This is a genomic window from Cupriavidus sp., assembly GCF_057315035.1.
Genome location: NZ_DBHKYV010000035.1, coordinates 19169 through 35675, shown reverse-complemented (window position 1 = coordinate 35675; position 16507 = coordinate 19169). Strand labels below are relative to the sequence as shown.

16 protein-coding genes are annotated in these 16507 nt (G+C 64.6%); 12 read left to right on the top strand and 4 right to left on the bottom strand.

Features of this window, described 5'->3' with window-relative positions:
* Nucleotides 1-3: 3 nt before the first annotated feature.
* Nucleotides 4-999: a MurR/RpiR family transcriptional regulator gene (locus ACO550_RS30130; protein WP_315598013.1), complete on the bottom strand. Its 996-nt coding sequence runs from the start codon at nucleotides 997-999 to the stop codon at nucleotides 4-6.
* A 306-nt stretch (nucleotides 1000-1305) separates the two neighbouring features.
* Between ACO550_RS30130 and edd the strand changes: the two genes are divergently transcribed.
* The 12 genes from edd (at nucleotide 1306) to ftsB (ending at nucleotide 14378) form a co-directional block, all read left to right on the top strand.
* Nucleotides 1306-3204 (top strand): phosphogluconate dehydratase, encoded by a 1899-nt coding sequence (gene edd / locus ACO550_RS30125; protein WP_315598012.1) that lies wholly within the window; start codon nucleotides 1306-1308, stop codon nucleotides 3202-3204.
* 190 nt (nucleotides 3205-3394) lie between these two features.
* Nucleotides 3395-3913 (top strand): gluconokinase, GntK/IdnK-type, encoded by a 519-nt coding sequence (locus ACO550_RS30120; protein ID WP_315598011.1) that lies wholly within the window; start codon nucleotides 3395-3397, stop codon nucleotides 3911-3913.
* 225 nt (nucleotides 3914-4138) lie between these two features.
* Nucleotides 4139-5614 (top strand): circularly permuted type 2 ATP-grasp protein, encoded by a 1476-nt coding sequence (locus ACO550_RS30115; RefSeq protein WP_485995058.1) that lies wholly within the window; start codon nucleotides 4139-4141, stop codon nucleotides 5612-5614.
* Nucleotides 5615-5647: 33 nt separating this feature from the next.
* Nucleotides 5648-6601, top strand: a complete 954-nt coding sequence (locus tag ACO550_RS30110) for an alpha-E domain-containing protein (protein ID WP_315598120.1) — start codon at nucleotides 5648-5650, stop codon at nucleotides 6599-6601.
* Between the two features lie 84 nt (nucleotides 6602-6685).
* A complete protein-coding gene (locus ACO550_RS30105) occupies nucleotides 6686-7507 on the top strand; it encodes a transglutaminase N-terminal domain-containing protein (protein ID WP_315598126.1) in 822 nt (273 codons plus the stop codon).
* 79 nt (nucleotides 7508-7586) lie between these two features.
* The gene (locus tag ACO550_RS30100; RefSeq protein ID WP_315598119.1) at nucleotides 7587-8390 is read left to right on the top strand and encodes a peptidase; all 804 of its coding nucleotides are present in this window, start codon (nucleotides 7587-7589) and stop codon (nucleotides 8388-8390) included.
* Between the two features lie 94 nt (nucleotides 8391-8484).
* A complete protein-coding gene (locus ACO550_RS30095; RefSeq protein ID WP_315598118.1) occupies nucleotides 8485-9318 on the top strand; it encodes an alpha/beta hydrolase in 834 nt (277 codons plus the stop codon).
* Between the two features lie 160 nt (nucleotides 9319-9478).
* Nucleotides 9479-11131, top strand: coding sequence for a CTP synthase (gene pyrG / locus ACO550_RS30090; protein WP_315598117.1), 1653 nt, complete (start codon nucleotides 9479-9481; stop codon nucleotides 11129-11131).
* Nucleotides 11132-11155: 24 nt separating this feature from the next.
* The gene (gene kdsA / locus ACO550_RS30085) at nucleotides 11156-12025 is read left to right on the top strand and encodes a 3-deoxy-8-phosphooctulonate synthase (RefSeq protein WP_315598116.1); all 870 of its coding nucleotides are present in this window, start codon (nucleotides 11156-11158) and stop codon (nucleotides 12023-12025) included.
* Nucleotides 12026-12137: 112 nt separating this feature from the next.
* Complete coding sequence (locus ACO550_RS30080) at nucleotides 12138-12428, top strand: DUF1330 domain-containing protein (RefSeq protein WP_315598115.1); 291 nt, start codon at nucleotides 12138-12140, stop codon at nucleotides 12426-12428.
* A 100-nt stretch (nucleotides 12429-12528) separates the two neighbouring features.
* Entirely contained in the window at nucleotides 12529-13818 is a 1290-nt protein-coding gene (eno, locus tag ACO550_RS30075; RefSeq protein WP_315598114.1) for a phosphopyruvate hydratase, read from the top strand.
* Nucleotides 13819-14036: 218 nt separating this feature from the next.
* Entirely contained in the window at nucleotides 14037-14378 is a 342-nt protein-coding gene (gene ftsB, locus ACO550_RS30070) for a cell division protein FtsB (RefSeq protein ID WP_315598125.1), read from the top strand.
* Here the strand turns inward: ftsB and ACO550_RS30065 are convergent, their stop codons facing one another.
* From ACO550_RS30065 to ACO550_RS30055, 3 genes are all read right to left on the bottom strand, one after another.
* On the bottom strand, nucleotides 14379-14783 hold the full coding sequence (locus tag ACO550_RS30065) for a hypothetical protein (RefSeq protein ID WP_315598113.1): 405 nt from the start codon (nucleotides 14781-14783) through the stop codon (nucleotides 14379-14381).
* Between the two features lie 84 nt (nucleotides 14784-14867).
* Nucleotides 14868-15872: an Hsp33 family molecular chaperone HslO gene (gene hslO, locus ACO550_RS30060; RefSeq protein ID WP_315598112.1), complete on the bottom strand. Its 1005-nt coding sequence runs from the start codon at nucleotides 15870-15872 to the stop codon at nucleotides 14868-14870.
* Nucleotides 15873-15908: 36 nt separating this feature from the next.
* Nucleotides 15909-16433, bottom strand: coding sequence for a gamma carbonic anhydrase family protein (locus ACO550_RS30055; RefSeq protein WP_315598111.1), 525 nt, complete (start codon nucleotides 16431-16433; stop codon nucleotides 15909-15911).
* Between the last annotated feature and the right edge of the window lie 74 nt (nucleotides 16434-16507).

Here is a 16507-nt window from a genome sequence, read left to right as displayed (position 1 = left end):
CGGTCAGGGCCGATCAGTGGCGCGCGCAGGCGCTTTGGTCGCTGTCGCCTTGCGGGCAGGCCGCGTTGTGGTCTTTGCCAGGGACTTGCGCCCGGGCTTCGCGCTATCGGCCGGTGCGGTGGCGTCGGCCTTGCCATCCTGAGCCACCAGAGGCTCTGGTTCCGCACCCGCAATCCGACGCTGGCGCAAATGCGCCTTGGCGCGCTGCAGGCCCTCCGCCACCGAGTCCGCGCGTTCCAGTGCCACGCCGGCAGCCAGCACGTCGCCAAGTACCAGGTGGCAGATGCGCGAGGTCATTGGTGTGTAGACCTCGCTGTCTTCCTCGACGTCGGAGAACACGCATACGTCGGCAAGCCTGGCCAGCGGCGAGCCGCTATGGGTCAGCGCCAGCACGCTGGCGCCGCTGCTGCGGGCCAGCGTGGCGGCGGTCAGCATGTCCCAGGTGCGGCCACTGTTCGATACCAGCACGGCCACGTCGCCGGGGCGCAGCAACGCGGCCGACATGCTGAACACGTGCGGATCGGAGTAAGCCGTGGTGGGGATGCCCAGGCGAAAGAACTTGTGCTGGATGTCCAGTGCAACGATGCCGGAGTTGCCGCAGCCGTAGAACTCGATACGCCGCGCACCGGCCAGCAGGCGGATGCCGTGCTCGATCTGGTCGGCCGACAGCGCATTGCGGACTGCCATCAGCGTGGCGATGGTGCGGTCAAACACCTTGCCGGCGATGTCGGCGGGGCGGTCGCTGGCTTCGACGTCCTGATGCACGAACGGGGTTCCGCCGCCAACGTTCTGGGCGAACTGGAGCTTGAATTCCTTGAAGCCGTCATAGCCGAGCGCGGCGCAGAAGCGGGCGATGGTCGGCTGCGAAACGCCGGCGCGCTCGGCCAGTTCCGGCATGGTCAGCCGGATGACGCTGGCGCCGTGGCGGGCCACGTAATCGGCCAGGCGGCGTTCGGACGGGCGTAGCGTGTCGTAGACGGCAAGGATTCTGTCGCGCATGGTGAAGGTCTGGCGGGAGGCGTGCGTGGGAGTCGTACCGGTGGGCAGTCGAGTGCCGTCACCTTTGAAGTTTGTAGATATTCTACACATCGGTCTGCGCATTTCGTAGCCCGGGGTTTACGCTGAATCCCTTAGGATTTACCCGGATTTGCGCATACTGAGCCATATATCGGTGGATGTTGACCTTCCGGTGGCCCATTCCTCGTGGCTATAATGTAGAAAATCTACAGACTCTGGCGATCAATCGTTCGATCAATCGTTGATCGTTTTGTCGCCCGACGTCGCCCCACGAGGATCCAGTCCGCCATGTCCCAAGCCGCCAACGGCAACGCACGGGCCGAAGTATCGGCCGTCACGCAACGCATCGTCGAACGCAGCCGTGCCAGCCGCGCCGCCTATCTGGCGCGATGCGAGCGCGCCCAGCAGGAACTGGGGCCACTGCGTGGCATGTCTTGCGCGAACCTCGCGCACGGCTATGCTGCGCTGCCCGCCAACGACAAGCTCAAGCTGCGCGTGGACCATGCGCCGAACCTTGGCATCGTGACCGCCTACAACGACATGCTGTCGGCGCACCAGCCTTATGAACGTTATCCGGCCGTGATCCGCGAAGCGGCCCGCGCGGTCGGTGCCGTGGCGCAGGTGGCTGGCGGCGTACCGGCGATGTGCGACGGCATCACGCAGGGCAATGCCGGCATGGAACTGTCGTTGTTCTCGCGCGATGCCATTGCCATGAGCACTGCCGTGGCGCTGACGCACAACACGTTCGATGCGGCATTGATGCTCGGGGTCTGCGACAAGATCGTGCCGGGCCTGCTGATGGGCGCGCTGCAGTTCGGTCACCTGCCGATCGTGTTCGTGCCCGCGGGCCCGATGGCGTCGGGGTTGTCGAACAAGGAAAAGGCCCGCGTGCGCCAGCTCTATGCCACCGGGCAGGTCGGGCGCGACGCCTTGCTGGAAGCCGAATGCGCCGCGTATCACGGCGCCGGCACCTGCACGTTCTACGGCACCGCCAACAGCAACCAGTTCCTGATGGAAATCATGGGCCTGCATATGCCGGGCTCGGCGTTCGTGCACCCGGATGCCGGCCTGCGCGATGCACTGACCGTGGCGGCTGCCCAGCGCGCACTGGCGCTGATCGCACGCGGACATGAATACACGCCGCTGGCAAAGATCGTCGACGAGCGCGCCATCGTCAACGCCATGGTCGGGCTGCTGGCCACCGGCGGTTCGACCAACCATACGATTCACCTCGTGGCCATGGCGCGTGCCGCCGGCATCATCATCGACTGGAACGATTTCGATCAACTGTCGGCGGTCACGCCGCTGCTGGCCCGTGTCTACCCGAATGGTTCGGCCGATGTGAACCACTTCCATGCGGCCGGCGGGGTGGCCTATGTCATTGCCCAGTTGCTGGACGCCGGCCTGCTGCACGAGGATGTGCACACCGTGGCGGGCCAGGGCCTGGCACGTTACACCGAGGAACCGGTGATGACCGACGGCGTGCTGCGCTGGCGCGATGGCCCGACCACGAGCGGCGACACCGCGGTGCTGGCGCCGGCATCGGCGCCGTTTTCGGCCGAGGGTGGCCTGCGGCTGATGGCGGGCAACCTGGGGCGTGGCGTGATCAAGGTGTCGGCCGTGGCCGACGAGCATCGCGTGGTGGAAGCGCCCGCGCGCGTGTTCGATTCGCAGGAAGCGCTGCAGGCCGCGTTCGAGGCCGACGAACTGAACCGCGACGTGATCGCCGTGGTGCGTTTCCAGGGCCCGAATGCCAACGGCATGCCCGAACTGCACCGCCTGACGCCGGCGCTGGGCGCGCTCCAGGATGCCGGCCACAAGGTCGCCCTGGTCACGGATGGGCGCATGTCCGGCGCCTCGGGCAAGGTGCCGGCCGTGATCCATGTGGGTCCCGAGGCGCTGGTGGGCGGTCCGCTGGCACGCGTGCGTGACGGCGACGTCATCCGCGTCGATGCCGTGGCCGGCACGCTCGAACTGGTCGGCGATGCCGCCGCGCAGGCTGGCTTCGCGGCGCGCGTGCCGGCGCCCGCGCCGGTGGACGATTTCGTGAACTTCAGCATGGGCCGGGGGCTGTTCGGGCTGTTCCGGCGCCATGCCCGGATTGCCGAGGAGGGTGGCAGCGCGCTGGACCTTTCCGAGGCCGATGCCGCACTGGCTGTCCAAACGGCGCCTGTCGTCGCACAATAGGCGGCGTCAGGAGCAGCTTTCGTCAGTTCGCGCATTACCCGTGTTACCCAGGTTACCCGCGTAATCCCGATTTCCCCGGACGCCAGCGCGCCCGGGGCACCGCCGTGCCACGGTACCACCCGGTACCGGCGCGCGACGGCTACCGACAAGGGTGGCAACACCATCCGACACCATGATCGATGGAGCAGACATGATCTATATCCTGATGGGCGTTTCCGGCAGCGGCAAGACCACCGTGGGCCAGCTGCTGGCGCAGCAGGTGCATTGTGGCTTTGATGATGCCGATTGCTTTCATAGCGAGGCCAACAAGGCCAAGATGCACGCCGGCGTGCCGTTGACCGACGAGGATCGCTGGCCGTGGCTCGATGCCATGCGCGCCGCCATCGACACCGCCCGCGCCGAGGGCCGCACCCATGTCTTCACCTGTTCGGCATTGCGCCAGGTCTACCGTGACCGCCTGAGCCCGCCCGACGGCGGGGTGACCTTCGTGTTCATGAAGGGCGACGCCTCGACGATCGGCGGCCGGCTGTCGGCCCGCTCGGACCACTTCTTCAATCCGGCGCTGCTGCAAAGCCAGTTTGATACGCTCGAGGAGCCCGACGATGCGCTGGTGCTCGATATCCGCCGCTCGCCCGAGGCGCTGGTCCAGGACATCCTGGCCAAATGCCCGCCCGAGTCGGTCTCGTGCGCGGGCAAGGCCGCCCACTGAAACGGCGTGGCTGGCAAGCATCTTGCTAAACCGTTCTGGCGTACCGGTGCATGTCTCGCGCATGCAACCCCTTGCGGGTTTTGCCGGTACGGATATGCTGAAAGAGTTGACTCGACAAGGCATCGATAAACGGGAGGCCGGCGCTATCGTCAGGCAGTAGCCGAGAAGCAGTCAGGCGGGAGACGGTACGCGGCAGGCGCCCATTTCCACGAAGGAGCGGCCATCATGGCGGCGCGGTTTTTCGACGAGATGCTGGAAGGGCGAGAGGACGGCACGGTGACGGCCATCGAGGCCGGTCAGGTGTTGCCGCCGGGGACGGTCCGGTCCCATTACCGGAGCTTTGCGGACTGGCTGGGCCGGCAGTCCGCGGCCACCATGGACAACAAGCGCGCGGAAGCGGACCTGATCTTCCGCCGCGTGGGCATTACCTTTGCCGTCTACGGCGACAAGGACGAGTCCAATAGCGGCACCGAGCGGACCATTCCGTTCGACGTGATTCCGCGCGTGTTTCCGGCCAGCGAGTGGGCCACGCTGGAGCGCGGCCTGCGTCAGCGCGTGGCGGCGCTGAACCGGTTCATCCACGATATCTATCACGGGCAGGACATCATCCGTGCCGGCGTGATCCCGCCCGACCAGATCTACAACAACGCCCAGTACCGGCCCGAGATGCTCGGCATCGACGTGCCGCGTGACATCTATGCGCACGTGGCCGGCATTGACGTGGTGCGTGCGGGCGAGGGCGAGTTCTACGTGCTGGAAGACAACCTGCGCGTGCCGTCGGGCGTGTCGTACATGCTCGAGAACCGCAAGATGATGATGCGCCTGTTCCCGGACCTGTTCGCGCGCAACCGCGTGGCGCCGGTGGCCCATTATCCGGACCTGTTGCTCGACATGCTGCGCAGCGTGTCGCCGCAGAATATTGCCGATCCCACCGTGGTGGTGCTTACGCCTGGCATGTACAACTCGGCTTACTTCGAGCACGCGTTCCTGGCCCAGCAGATGGGCGTGGAACTGGTGGAGGGCAGCGACCTGTTCGTCGAGGACGATCACCTCTACATGCGCACCACGCAGGGGCCGCAGCGGATCGACGTGATCTACCGCCGCGTGGACGACGACTTCCTCGATCCGCTGGTGTTCCGGCCCGACTCGGCGCTGGGCGCGGCCGGGCTGCTGTCGGTCTATCGCGCGGGCAACGTGACGATCAGCAACGCGATCGGCACCGGCGTGGCCGATGACAAGTCGATCTACCCGTATGTGCCGGACATGATCCGCTTCTATCTGGGCGAGGAGGCCATCCTGTCGAATGTGCCCACTTACATGTGCCGGCGCCCCGACGACCTGCAGTACGTGCTCGACCACATGCAGGACCTCGTGGTCAAGGAAACCCATGGGGCCGGCGGCTACGGCATGCTGGTAGGGCCGGCCGCGACCAAGGCCGAGATCGACCAGTTCCGCGAGGTGGTCAAGGCGCGGCCGGAGCAGTACATCGCCCAGCCCACGCTGGCGCTGTCCACCTGCCCGACCTATGTGGAGTCCGGCATCGCGCCGCGCCATATCGACCTGCGGCCGTTCGTGCTGTCGGGCAAGGAGGTGCGCATGGTTCCGGGTGGCCTGACCCGCGTGGCGTTGCGCGAAGGGTCGCTGGTGGTCAATTCCTCGCAGGGCGGCGGCACCAAGGATACCTGGGTGCTGGAGCGCTGATGCCATGAACTTCGATCGCCGGGAGACCCCATCATGCTGAGCCGTACCGCCGACCACCTGTTCTGGATGGCCCGCTACACCGAACGCGCCGAGAACACCGCGCGCATGCTTGACGTCAACTACCAGACCTCGCTGCTGCCCCAGTCGGCCGAAGTGGCCGAGCAGGGCTGGTGGGCGATGCTCGATATTTCCGAGCTGACCCAGGCCTACGATCACAAGTACGGCCTGTTGCACCGTGACGACGTGATCGATTTCATGGTCCGCGACATGACCAACCCGTCGTCGATCATGAGCTGCCTGCGCGCGGCGCGCGAGAATGCGCGCGCGGTGCGCGGATCGCTGACCACCGAAGTCTGGGAAACCATCAACACCACCTGGCTCGACGTGCAGCGCATCATCGCCGATGGCGAACTGCACGAGGACCCGTCGCGTTTCTTCGAATGGGTCAAGTTCCGTTCGCACCTGGCGCGCGGCGTGCAGTTCGGCACCATGCTCAAGGACGACGCGTTCCATTTCATGCGGCTCGGCACGTTCCTGGAACGCGCCGACAATACCGCGCGGATTCTGGACGTCAAGTTCCAGGCTTCGGGGCGCGACGACAGCGATCCGAACCGCGAGCAAAACGACTTCTACCATTGGGCGGCGGTGCTGCGCTCGGTGTCGGGGTTCGAGGTCTATCGCAAGATCTATCGCGCCGTGATCACGCCGCAGCGCGTGGCGGAGCTGCTGGTCCTGCGCCCGGACATGCCGCGGTCGCTGGTGTCGAGCATGGACGAGGTGGTGACCATCCTGGCGCTGGTGGCCAACCAGCAATCGTCGGAGACCGAGCGCCAGGCTGGTAAACTCCACGCCGACCTTAAATACGCGCGCATCGACGACATCTTCGCCGTCGGCCTGCACGCCTACCTGACCAGCTTCCTGGAGCGCATCGGCGATCTCGGCAATGGCATCAGCCGGGACTTCCTTGTGCCGTTGCAGGCTGCCTGATCGTTTTGCATGTGCCCGGCGCATCACGCGCCGGGCACTGCGGCATCCGTGGCAGGGGGGCGTGTGGTGGCGCGACCAAGCATTGTGAAATACCGGATCCACCACAAAACCGTTTATCGCTACACCGAACCGGTGCACCGCAGCGTGCACGAACTGCGCCTCGCGCCCCGCTCGGGGCCGCTGCAGGCGGTGCAGGCATGGGAGCTGTCCGCCCCCGGCAATCTGTCGGAGGCACGTGACGGCTTCGGCAATATCGTCCACAACTTCACCATGGCTGGCCCGACCCGTACGATTGCCATCTCCGCTACCGGAGAAGTGGATGTGACGGCGGGGGCAGGCGGCCACCATGCGTTCCACGACGCACCCGAGGCCGGCGAGGTACGTATGTCGCCGCTTTACTTCGTCACCGGCACGCCGCTTACGCGGGCGCCAGCCGAGTTGCAGGCATTCGCCGCGCCGTACCTGGCGGCCGGGCAGCAAATGCCGGCATTGCTGGCATTGGCCGATGGTATTGCCGGGCGCGTGCGCTACAAGGCCAATACGACCGATGTGGGCACGTCTGCCGCCGACGCCTTCCGGCAAGGCAGCGGCGTCTGCCAGGACCAGGCGCAGGTCATGGTGGCGGCCTGCCGCGCGTTCGGCATCCCGGCGCGCTACGTGAGCGGCTACTTCTTTGATCCCGCTGCCACGGCATTGGCGAGTCATGCCTGGGCCGACGTCTGCCTCGATGCCGACCAGGGGCTCTGGTGCAGTATCGACGTCACGCACCGTTGCGTGACAGACCATCGCCATGTACGACTCGCCGTGGGGCGTGACTATGCCTCGGCCGCACCGATTCGGGGCATCCTCGAAGGCGGCGCCGGCGAAACGCTGGAAGTCGATATTGCGATTACGCCCCTGCCCTGAAAGCAGTGTTCAAACGATGTCGGTGCTTGCCAACCAGCTAGAATGCAAGCTTGACGTCGCCCCAAGAAAAGATCCCTAGATGACGTACTGCGTAGCCATGCGACTGGATGCCGGGCTGGTATTCCTGTCCGATTCCCGAACCAATGCCGGTGTGGATGCCATTTCCACGGCCCGCAAGATGACCGTGTTCGAAGAGCCCGGTGATCGTGTGATGGTGCTGATGACGGCCGGCAACCTGGCCATCAGCCAGTCCGTGCGCCAGTGCCTGGCCGAAGCGCGCGACGAAAAGCGCTCGCTGTGGACCGCGCGCGACATGTTCGAGGCCGCCACGATCGTTGGCGAGGCCGTGCGCGCCGTACACAAGCGCGATGCCCACGCGCTGCGCGAAGCCGGTATCGAATTCAATGTCAGCATGATCTTTGGCGGGCAGATCCGCGGCGAACGCACCCGGCTATTCAATATCTACGCGGCCGGCAACTTCGTCGAAGCCACGCCCGAGAACTGCTATTTCCAGATTGGCGAAGCCAAGTACGGCAAGCCGATCATCGACCGCGTGGTATCGCCGTCGCTGCCGCTGGGCGAGGCGGCCAAGTGCGCGCTGATCTCGATGGACTCGACGCTGAAGTCGAATATCTCGGTGGGCCTGCCGCTTGACCTGCTGGTCTACGAGGGCGACTCGCTGCGCGTGACGCGCTTCGTCAATATCGACGAGAAGAATGCCTACTTCCGCATGATTCGCGATACCTGGGGGCACCGCCTGCGCCAGGTGTTCGGCGAGATCTGCAATCCGGAATGGGACGCCGCCGAACCGGCCGAGTTTCCGCTTGCACGAGACGAGGCGGACCGCTGGGGACAGCCCGTGCGGGCGCGGCGCGACAGGTAGAAGGAAACCCCTACGCCATTCGTGGCTCGGGGCGTCGAATGCGCGGGCCCGCCGCAGTACACTCTGCGGCGATTGCATACTTCTTCGCCCGCATATGCGTGACATCCTGCTGTTCTCCCATGCCAACGGTTTTCCGGTGCCGACCTATCGCAAGCTGTTCGGCGCGCTGGAAGACTCGTTCGAGATCCGTGCGGTCGAGCGTTACGGCCATGATCCGAAGTATCCGGTGACGCGCGAATGGCCGAACCTCGTCGAGGAACTGCTGCGCGAGATCGAGCGCGCGGCGCGCGGCGGCGCCGATACCAGGAAGGTCTGGCTGGTGGGGCATTCGCTCGGCGGCTTCCTGTCGTTGATGGCAGCGCTGCGGCAGCCGCAGCGGGTACACGGCGTGGTAATGCTCGATTCGCCGATCATCGCCGGATGGCGTGCCTCGCTGCTGCGTGCATCGCAGGTACTGGGGCTCGATGAAAAGCCAAGTCCGGCAGCCGTGACCAAAAAACGCCGCACCCACTGGCCCGACGCCGAGTCGGTATGGACCCACTTCCAGGCCAAGCGCAATTTCCAGGTATGGGATCCCGAGGTGCTGCGCGACTACGCCGAACATGGCACCGAGCCCACCGGGCGTGCGGCCGAGCGCAAGCTGCGCTTCGATCGGGATGTCGAATACACCATCTATCGCACGCTGCCGACCAGCCTGGGCCGGCGGGTGGCGCATGGCGCGCCGGTGCCGGTTGGCTTTGTTGCCGGCACGAAGTCGCGCGAGGTCAGGCAGGTCGGGCTTGGCGCCACGCGCAAGTTGGTGGGTGACCGCCTGCGCTATGTCGAAGGCGGGCATCTGTACCCGATGGAACGCCCGTTGGAGACGGCCCGGACCGTGTGCGACCTGATCAACCAGATGCGGGAGCAGCTGCACGCGCCCAAGCGCTGATGGGCGGAGCGGCGCATGCGCCGCAGCGGTGCGCGAACATCGTCAAGACATCTTCAGGGCACTGTAAGAAGACTGTAGAAACACCGTGCTGTCACAAATTCCGGGTCGGCGGCAGTCGGGCTCTCATGTATAATCCCGATTTCCCCGGCAAGCTCGGTTTATGACCAAATTCGTCTTCGTCACCGGTGGCGTCGTCTCTTCTCTCGGCAAGGGCATCGCTGCTGCTTCGCTCGCGGCCATTCTCGAGTCGCGCGGCCTCAAAGTCACCCTCCTCAAGCTCGATCCCTACATCAATGTCGATCCCGGCACGATGAGTCCTTTCCAGCATGGCGAGGTGTTCGTGACCGAGGATGGCGCGGAAACCGACCTGGATCTTGGCCACTACGAGCGCTTCGTATCGGCCAAGATGCGCAAGTCGAACAACTTCACGACTGGCCAGATCTATGAGTCGGTGATCCGCAAGGAGCGCCGCGGTGAGTACCTGGGCAAGACCGTGCAGGTCATTCCCCATATCACCAACGAAATCCAGGCGTTCGTCGAGCGCGGCGCCGCCGCGTCGCATGACGGCAAGGCCGATGTGGCGCTGGTCGAAATCGGCGGTACCGTCGGCGATATCGAATCGCTGCCGTTCCTCGAAGCCGCGCGCCAGATGAGCCTGCGCATGGGTCGCAACCATTGCGCCTTCGTGCACCTGACGCTGGTACCGTTCATTGCCAGCGCCGGCGAGCTGAAGACCAAGCCGACCCAGCACTCGGTGCAGAAGCTGCGTGAAATCGGCATCTCGCCGACCGCGCTGCTGTGCCGCGCCGACCGTCCGATCCCGGACGACGAACGCGCTAAGATTTCGCTGTTCGCCAACATCCCGCAGGACGCCGTGATCTCGGTGTGGGATGCCGACAGCATCTACAAGATCCCGCAGATGCTCAACGAGCAGGGCCTGGACCGCCTGATCTGCGAGGAACTGCGCCTGGATCCGAAGCCGGCTGACCTGTCGATGTGGCAGAAGCTGGTCAACGCGCAGGAAAATCCCGAGCACGAGATCAAGATCGGCATGGTCGGCAAGTATGTCGACCTGACCGAGTCGTACAAGTCGCTGATCGAAGCGCTGCGTCACGCCGGCATGCACACGGCCACGCGCGTGAACATCGAGTACATCGATTCGGAAGAACTGGAATCGGGGCACCTCGAAGTCCTGCAGCCGCTGGACGCAATCCTGGTGCCGGGCGGCTTCGGCAAGCGCGGCACGGAAGGCAAGATCCGCGCAATCCAGTATGCACGCGAGAACAAGATTCCGTACCTGGGCATCTGCCTGGGCATGCAGCTGGCCGTGATCGAATTCGCGCGCCACGTGGCTGGCATGTCCGATGCCAACTCGACCGAGTTCAACCTCGACACCGAACATCCGGTGGTTGCGCTGATCACCGAATGGGTCGATCGCGAGGGCAAGGTCGAGCAACGTAGCGTCGATTCCGACCTCGGCGGCACGATGCGCCTCGGTGCGCAACGCGTGCCCGTCAAGGCCGGTACCAAGGCCGCGCAGATCTATGGCGCCGAGGTCAACGAGCGCCACCGTCACCGTTACGAAGTCAACAATCACTACGTGCCGCAGCTCGAAAGCGCCGGCATGGTGATCTCGGCCCGTACCCCGACGGAGAACCTGCCGGAAATGATGGAACTGCCCGAGTCGATCCACCCGTGGTTCGTTGGCGTGCAGTTCCACCCGGAATTCACCTCGACGCCGCGTGACGGTCACCCGCTGTTCAAGGCCTACGTGCAAGGCGCGCTGGCCGCGCAGCAACGCAAGGGCGCCTGACGCGTCGCGACGAAGGAGTTAGCGATGAAACTGTGTGGATTCGACGTCGGCCTCGACAAGCCGTTTTTCCTGATCGCCGGCCCGTGCGTCATCGAGTCCGAGCAGATGGCGCTCGACACGGCCGGCGAGCTCAAGCGGATCACCGGTGAACTGGGTATCCCGTTCATCTACAAGTCGTCGTTCGACAAGGCCAACCGGTCGTCGGGCAAGTCGTTCCGCGGTCTCGGCATGGAGAAGGGTCTTGAGATCCTGGCCACCGTGAAGCGCGAGATCGGCGTGCCGGTGCTGACGGACATTCACGAAATCGACGAGATCAAGCCCGTCGCCGCCGTGGTGGACGTACTGCAGACGCCGGCGTTCCTGTGCCGCCAGACTGATTTCATCCGTGCGTGCGCGCAAAGCGGCCGCCCGGTGAATATCAAGAAGGGCCAGTTCCTGGCGCCGCACGACATGAAGAACGTGATCGACAAGGCCCGCGACGCTGCACGCGACGCTGGCCTGCCCGATGATGTGTTCATGGCCTGCGAACGCGGTGTTTCGTTCGGCTACAACAACCTTGTGTCGGACATGCGCTCGCTGGCGATCATGCGCGAGACCGCTGCCCCGGTGGTATTCGATGCCACGCACTCGGTGCAGTTGCCGGGCGGCCAGGGCACCAGCTCGGGCGGCCAGCGCGAGTTCGTGCCGGTGCTCTCGCGTGCCGCGGTCGCCACGGGGGTGGCAGGCCTGTTCATGGAAACCCATCCGGATCCGAACAAGGCCATGTCCGACGGCCCGAACGCGGTGCCGCTGTCGCGCATGAAGGAATTGTTGTCCGTACTCAAGGACCTCGATACCCTGGTCAAGCGCGCCGGCTTCCTGGAAGACAACTTCGGCTGGCCGGCCTGCGCCTGAGCCTGCTATCGTACCCACCGCCCGCGCCCTGTCGCGGGCGGTGTTGCTTCCGGATTCGTCAATGCTGGCGAAACGGTATCGAAAGACAATACAAAAGATTCGGAGATAGCGCATGGCCGCCGGCTATATCATCGCGTACGTCGACGTGACGGATCCCCAGCAGTACGAGCAGTACAAGGTGCTTTCGAGCAAGGCCATGCAAGCGCATGGCGCCGAAGTGCTGGTGCGCGGTGGCAAGACCGAGCCGCTCGAAGGCGAATGGGCGCCCACGCGGGTCGTCGTGCTGAAGTTCCGGAGCTACGCGGATGCCCGCGCTTTCTATGACAGCGAGGAGTACCTGGCGGCCCGCAACTCCCGCGAGCATGCGGCCACGATGAACATGATCGTCGTGGAAGGCGTCTGATCGCCTGATCATGTGATCCCGATCGCCCGATACTTTTGATCGTCATCTGGCACGTAGAAGATAGAAGATTCACGAAGATTCAACAGTCCTGAGAGGAAATATGAGTGCAATCGTAGATATCATCGGTCGCGAGGTTCTGGACTCGCGCGGCAATCCCACCGTCGAGTGCGACGTGCTGCTCGAATCGGGCGTGATGGGCCGTGCCGCCGTACCGTCGGGTGCATCGACGGGCTCGCGCGAAGCCATCGAACTGCGTGACGGCGACAAGTCGCGTTACCTGGGCAAGGGCGTGCTGAAGGCTGTCGAGCACATCAACACCGAGATCTCCGAAGCGATCATGGGCCTGGACGCATCCGAGCAGGCGTTCCTGGACCGCACGCTGATCGAGCTGGACGGCACCGAGAACAAGGGCCGCCTGGGCGCCAACGCCATGCTGGCCGTGTCGATGGCCGTGGCCAAGGCCGCTGCCGAAGAGGCTGGCCTGCCGCTGTACCGCTACTTCGGCGGTTCGGGCGCAATGCAGATGCCGGTGCCGATGATGAACATCGTCAACGGTGGCGCGCACGCCAACAACAGCCTGGACATCCAGGAATTCATGATCATGCCCGTGTCGCAGACCAGCTTCCGTGAAGCCCTGCGTTGCGGCGCCGAAGTGTTCCACGCGCTCAAGAAGATCCTGGCCGACAAGGGCATGTCCACGGCCGTGGGCGACGAAGGCGGTTTCGCACCGAACTTCTCGTCGAACGAGGAATGCCTGAACACGATCGTGCAAGCTGTCGAGAAGGCCGGCTACAAGATGGGTGACGACGTGCTGCTGGCGCTGGACTGCGCCGCGAGCGAGTTCTACCACGAGGCCGAAGACGTCTACGCGCTGGAAGGCGAAGGCCTGAAGCTGTCGTCGACGCAATTCGCCGACTACCTGGCCAACCTGTGCGACAAGTTCCCGATCGTGTCGATCGAGGACGGCATGGCCGAAGGCGACTGGGATGGCTGGAAGACGCTGACCGACAAGCTGGGCAAGCGTGTGCAGCTGGTAGGTGACGACCTGTTCGTGACCAACACCAAGATCCTGAAGGAAGGCATCGACAAGGGCATCGGCAACTCGATCCTGATCAAGATCAACCAGATCGGTACCCTGACCGAAACGTTCGCCGCCATCGAAATGGCCAAGCGCGCCGGCTACACCGCCGTGATCTCGCACCGTTCGGGCGAAACCGAAGACAGCACGATTGCCGATATCGCGGTGGGTACCAACGCCGGCCAGATCAAGACCGGTTCGCTGTCGCGCTCGGATCGTATCGCCAAGTACAACCAGCTGATCCGCATCGAGGAAGACCTGGGCGATATCGCCACGTACCCGGGCAAGAGCGCGTTCTACAACCTGCGCTGATTGTCCTGACGTGGTGGACGGCTGGCCGTCCACCCGCAAAAACGCCGCCCCGGAATCCGGAGGCGGCGTTTTTTTTGGGGCGGATGCTTGATCCGGGTGTGGTTATTGCACCGTTGTTGCGCTTTGTAGCGTCTTTTGTTTTGCAATCTTTGGCTGCTTGGTGGATCATTGCCGATCAGAAATCGCTGATCACTGCCTCTTTAGCGCCTTTTGCCCCGATGCGCCTGATTTCCCTGTTGTTGTTCGTGCTGCTGCTCGCCATTCAGTACCCGCTCTGGCTGGGCAAGGGCGGCTGGCTGCGTGTCTGGGACCTGAATCGCCAGGTCAACGAGCAGGCGTCTCACAACCAGGCGCTGAAGCTGCGCAATGCCAAGCTCGAAGGGGAGGTCAAGGATCTCCAGGACGGCACCGGTGCCATCGAGGAGCGGGCCCGCTATGAGCTGGGCATGGTCAAGGACAGTGAAGTCTTCGTGCAGTTCGTGGCCCCGGCCCCGAAGGTGAGCGCCACGCCGCCACTGCCGCCGCCAGCCAATTCAGTGGCTGGACGCGGCGGCCACTGATCACCACCAGCCGTAGGGGTAGCCACCCCAACCACCGTATCCGCCATAGCCATAGCCGGGTGAGCTGAATCCGACACCGCCACCCCAGCGCCCGCCACCCCAGCCGCCATAGAACAGGCTGACGCTGGTATTCGGGTAAGCGTACGCCGCGCGGCTCCACGCGGCCGCCTGCTGCTCGCTGGCTACCACGGCGGCCTGTTCGCGCAAGATCTGCTGGTTCAATGCGCCAAGCCTCTGGCGTTCCGCTTCGTTGAGCGGTGCCGGCGGGATGGCATTGGGCGCAAGCCGTGCCGTAACCGGCGAGCCATCGACATCGCGCGGTACCGGCGCCGCGCAACCGGCGAGCAGGGCAGTCAGTGCCAGCGTGCTGGCCAGGTGGCGTGTGCAACGAATGCTGACTGTCATGTCGGACTCCGGTTTAAACGGTCAAATCTCCAACGTCTTTCTCCCTCTCCCGCGCGGGAGAGGGGAGCAACCCACCACCCAACATCAATGCTGCTGCGTTGCCCCTTCGCCTGCGCCGGTGGCTACCGGCGCGGTAAACAGCTGGGCGGCGTCCACGGGATCGAACGCATAGCGCTGGCCGCAGAAGTCGCAGTGGATCTCGACTTCGCCGCGTTCGGCAATGATGCTCTCGATCTCTTCCTGGCCCAGCGACTGCAGCATGCCCGCCACCTTGGTGCGTGAGCACGAGCACTGGAAATGCGGCGTCATCGGCTCGAACACACGCAGGCCGGCGTTCTGCAGTTCTTCCCAGAACAGGCGGCGCAGCAGTGTGTCGGGCGTTTCGGCCAGCAGTTCGTCTTGCTTCAGCGTAGCACCTAGCTGGCACGCGCGGTCCCATGTATCGAGATCCTGCGCACGGCCTTCCTCGTCCAGCGGTGCACCGGTTTCGCCAACCTGGGCCTCGATCGTGCCACCGTACGACGGTAGCTTCTGCAGCAGCATGCCAGCCGCCACCTGGTCGTTCGATGCCAGCCAGAGGCGCGTGTCGAGCTGCTCGGATGCCTGCATGTAGTGTTCGAGCACTTCGGTCATGGTGGCCAGTGGGCCGTGTTCGTCGGCCAGCGGCACGATGCCCTGGTAGGCCTGCTGACCCGGCAGCTTGTCCTGCGGGTCGAGCGTGATCGCGAAACGGCCCTTGCCATGCACGTTGACGAGCTGCTTGAGCGATGCATCATCGGCAATCTCGGCGCCTTCCGCGATTTTTGCCGTCGCGCGCAGCGACATGTCGGACAGGCACTCGACCACCAGCATGCGCACCGGGCCGTCGCCATGGAGCTGCATCACCAGCGCGCCGTTGAACTTGAGATTGGCTGACAGCAGCGCCGCGGCCGCCATCATCTCGCCCAGCAGGCGCCGCACCGGCGCCGGGTAGGCGTGGCGGTTCAGCACCTCTTGCCAGGTGGCCTCCATGCGTACCAGTTCGCCGCGCACGGGCGCCGCGTCGAACAGGAATTTCTGGAGCGTATCGGGATTGGAGGAAGCGGTCACGGTTCTGTCAGTCTTTCTTGCGGTTAAGTCGGGGTCTCAGCCAATTCGCTTGAGTTCAGTCTTGTACACGGCCTGGCGCTTCGCATACGTTTCGGCATTGCGATACAGGTTGGCCACGTCGGCGTCGGTCAGTTCACGCACCACCTTGGCAGGCGCACCCAGGATCAGCGAGCGGTCCGGGAACACCTTGTTCTCGGTGATCACGGCGCCCGCGCCAACCAGGCATTCCTTGCCGATCACGGCGCCATTGAGCACCACGGCCTGGATGCCGATCAGCGAGCCTTCGCCCACGGTGCAGCCGTGCAGCATGGCCTGGTGTCCCACCGAAACCTTGTCGCCCAGCGTCAACGGACGGCCCGGGTCGGTGTGCAGTACCGAGCCTTCCTGGATATTGGTGTCTTCGCCCACGACGATCGGCTCGTTGTCGCCGCGAATCACCACGCCGGGCCACGCACTGGAACGCGCCTTGAGCGTCACGTTGCCGATGATGGTGGCTTCCGCCGCCACATAGGCATGTTCGTGAATGGACGGGGCGATATCGCCGAGCTGGTAAAGCGCCATGGGGTCTCCTGCCTGAATGTGCGTAATTGGGGATGGCCGCGCCGATTAAAAGAGCCAGACCTGGCACCGGCAGG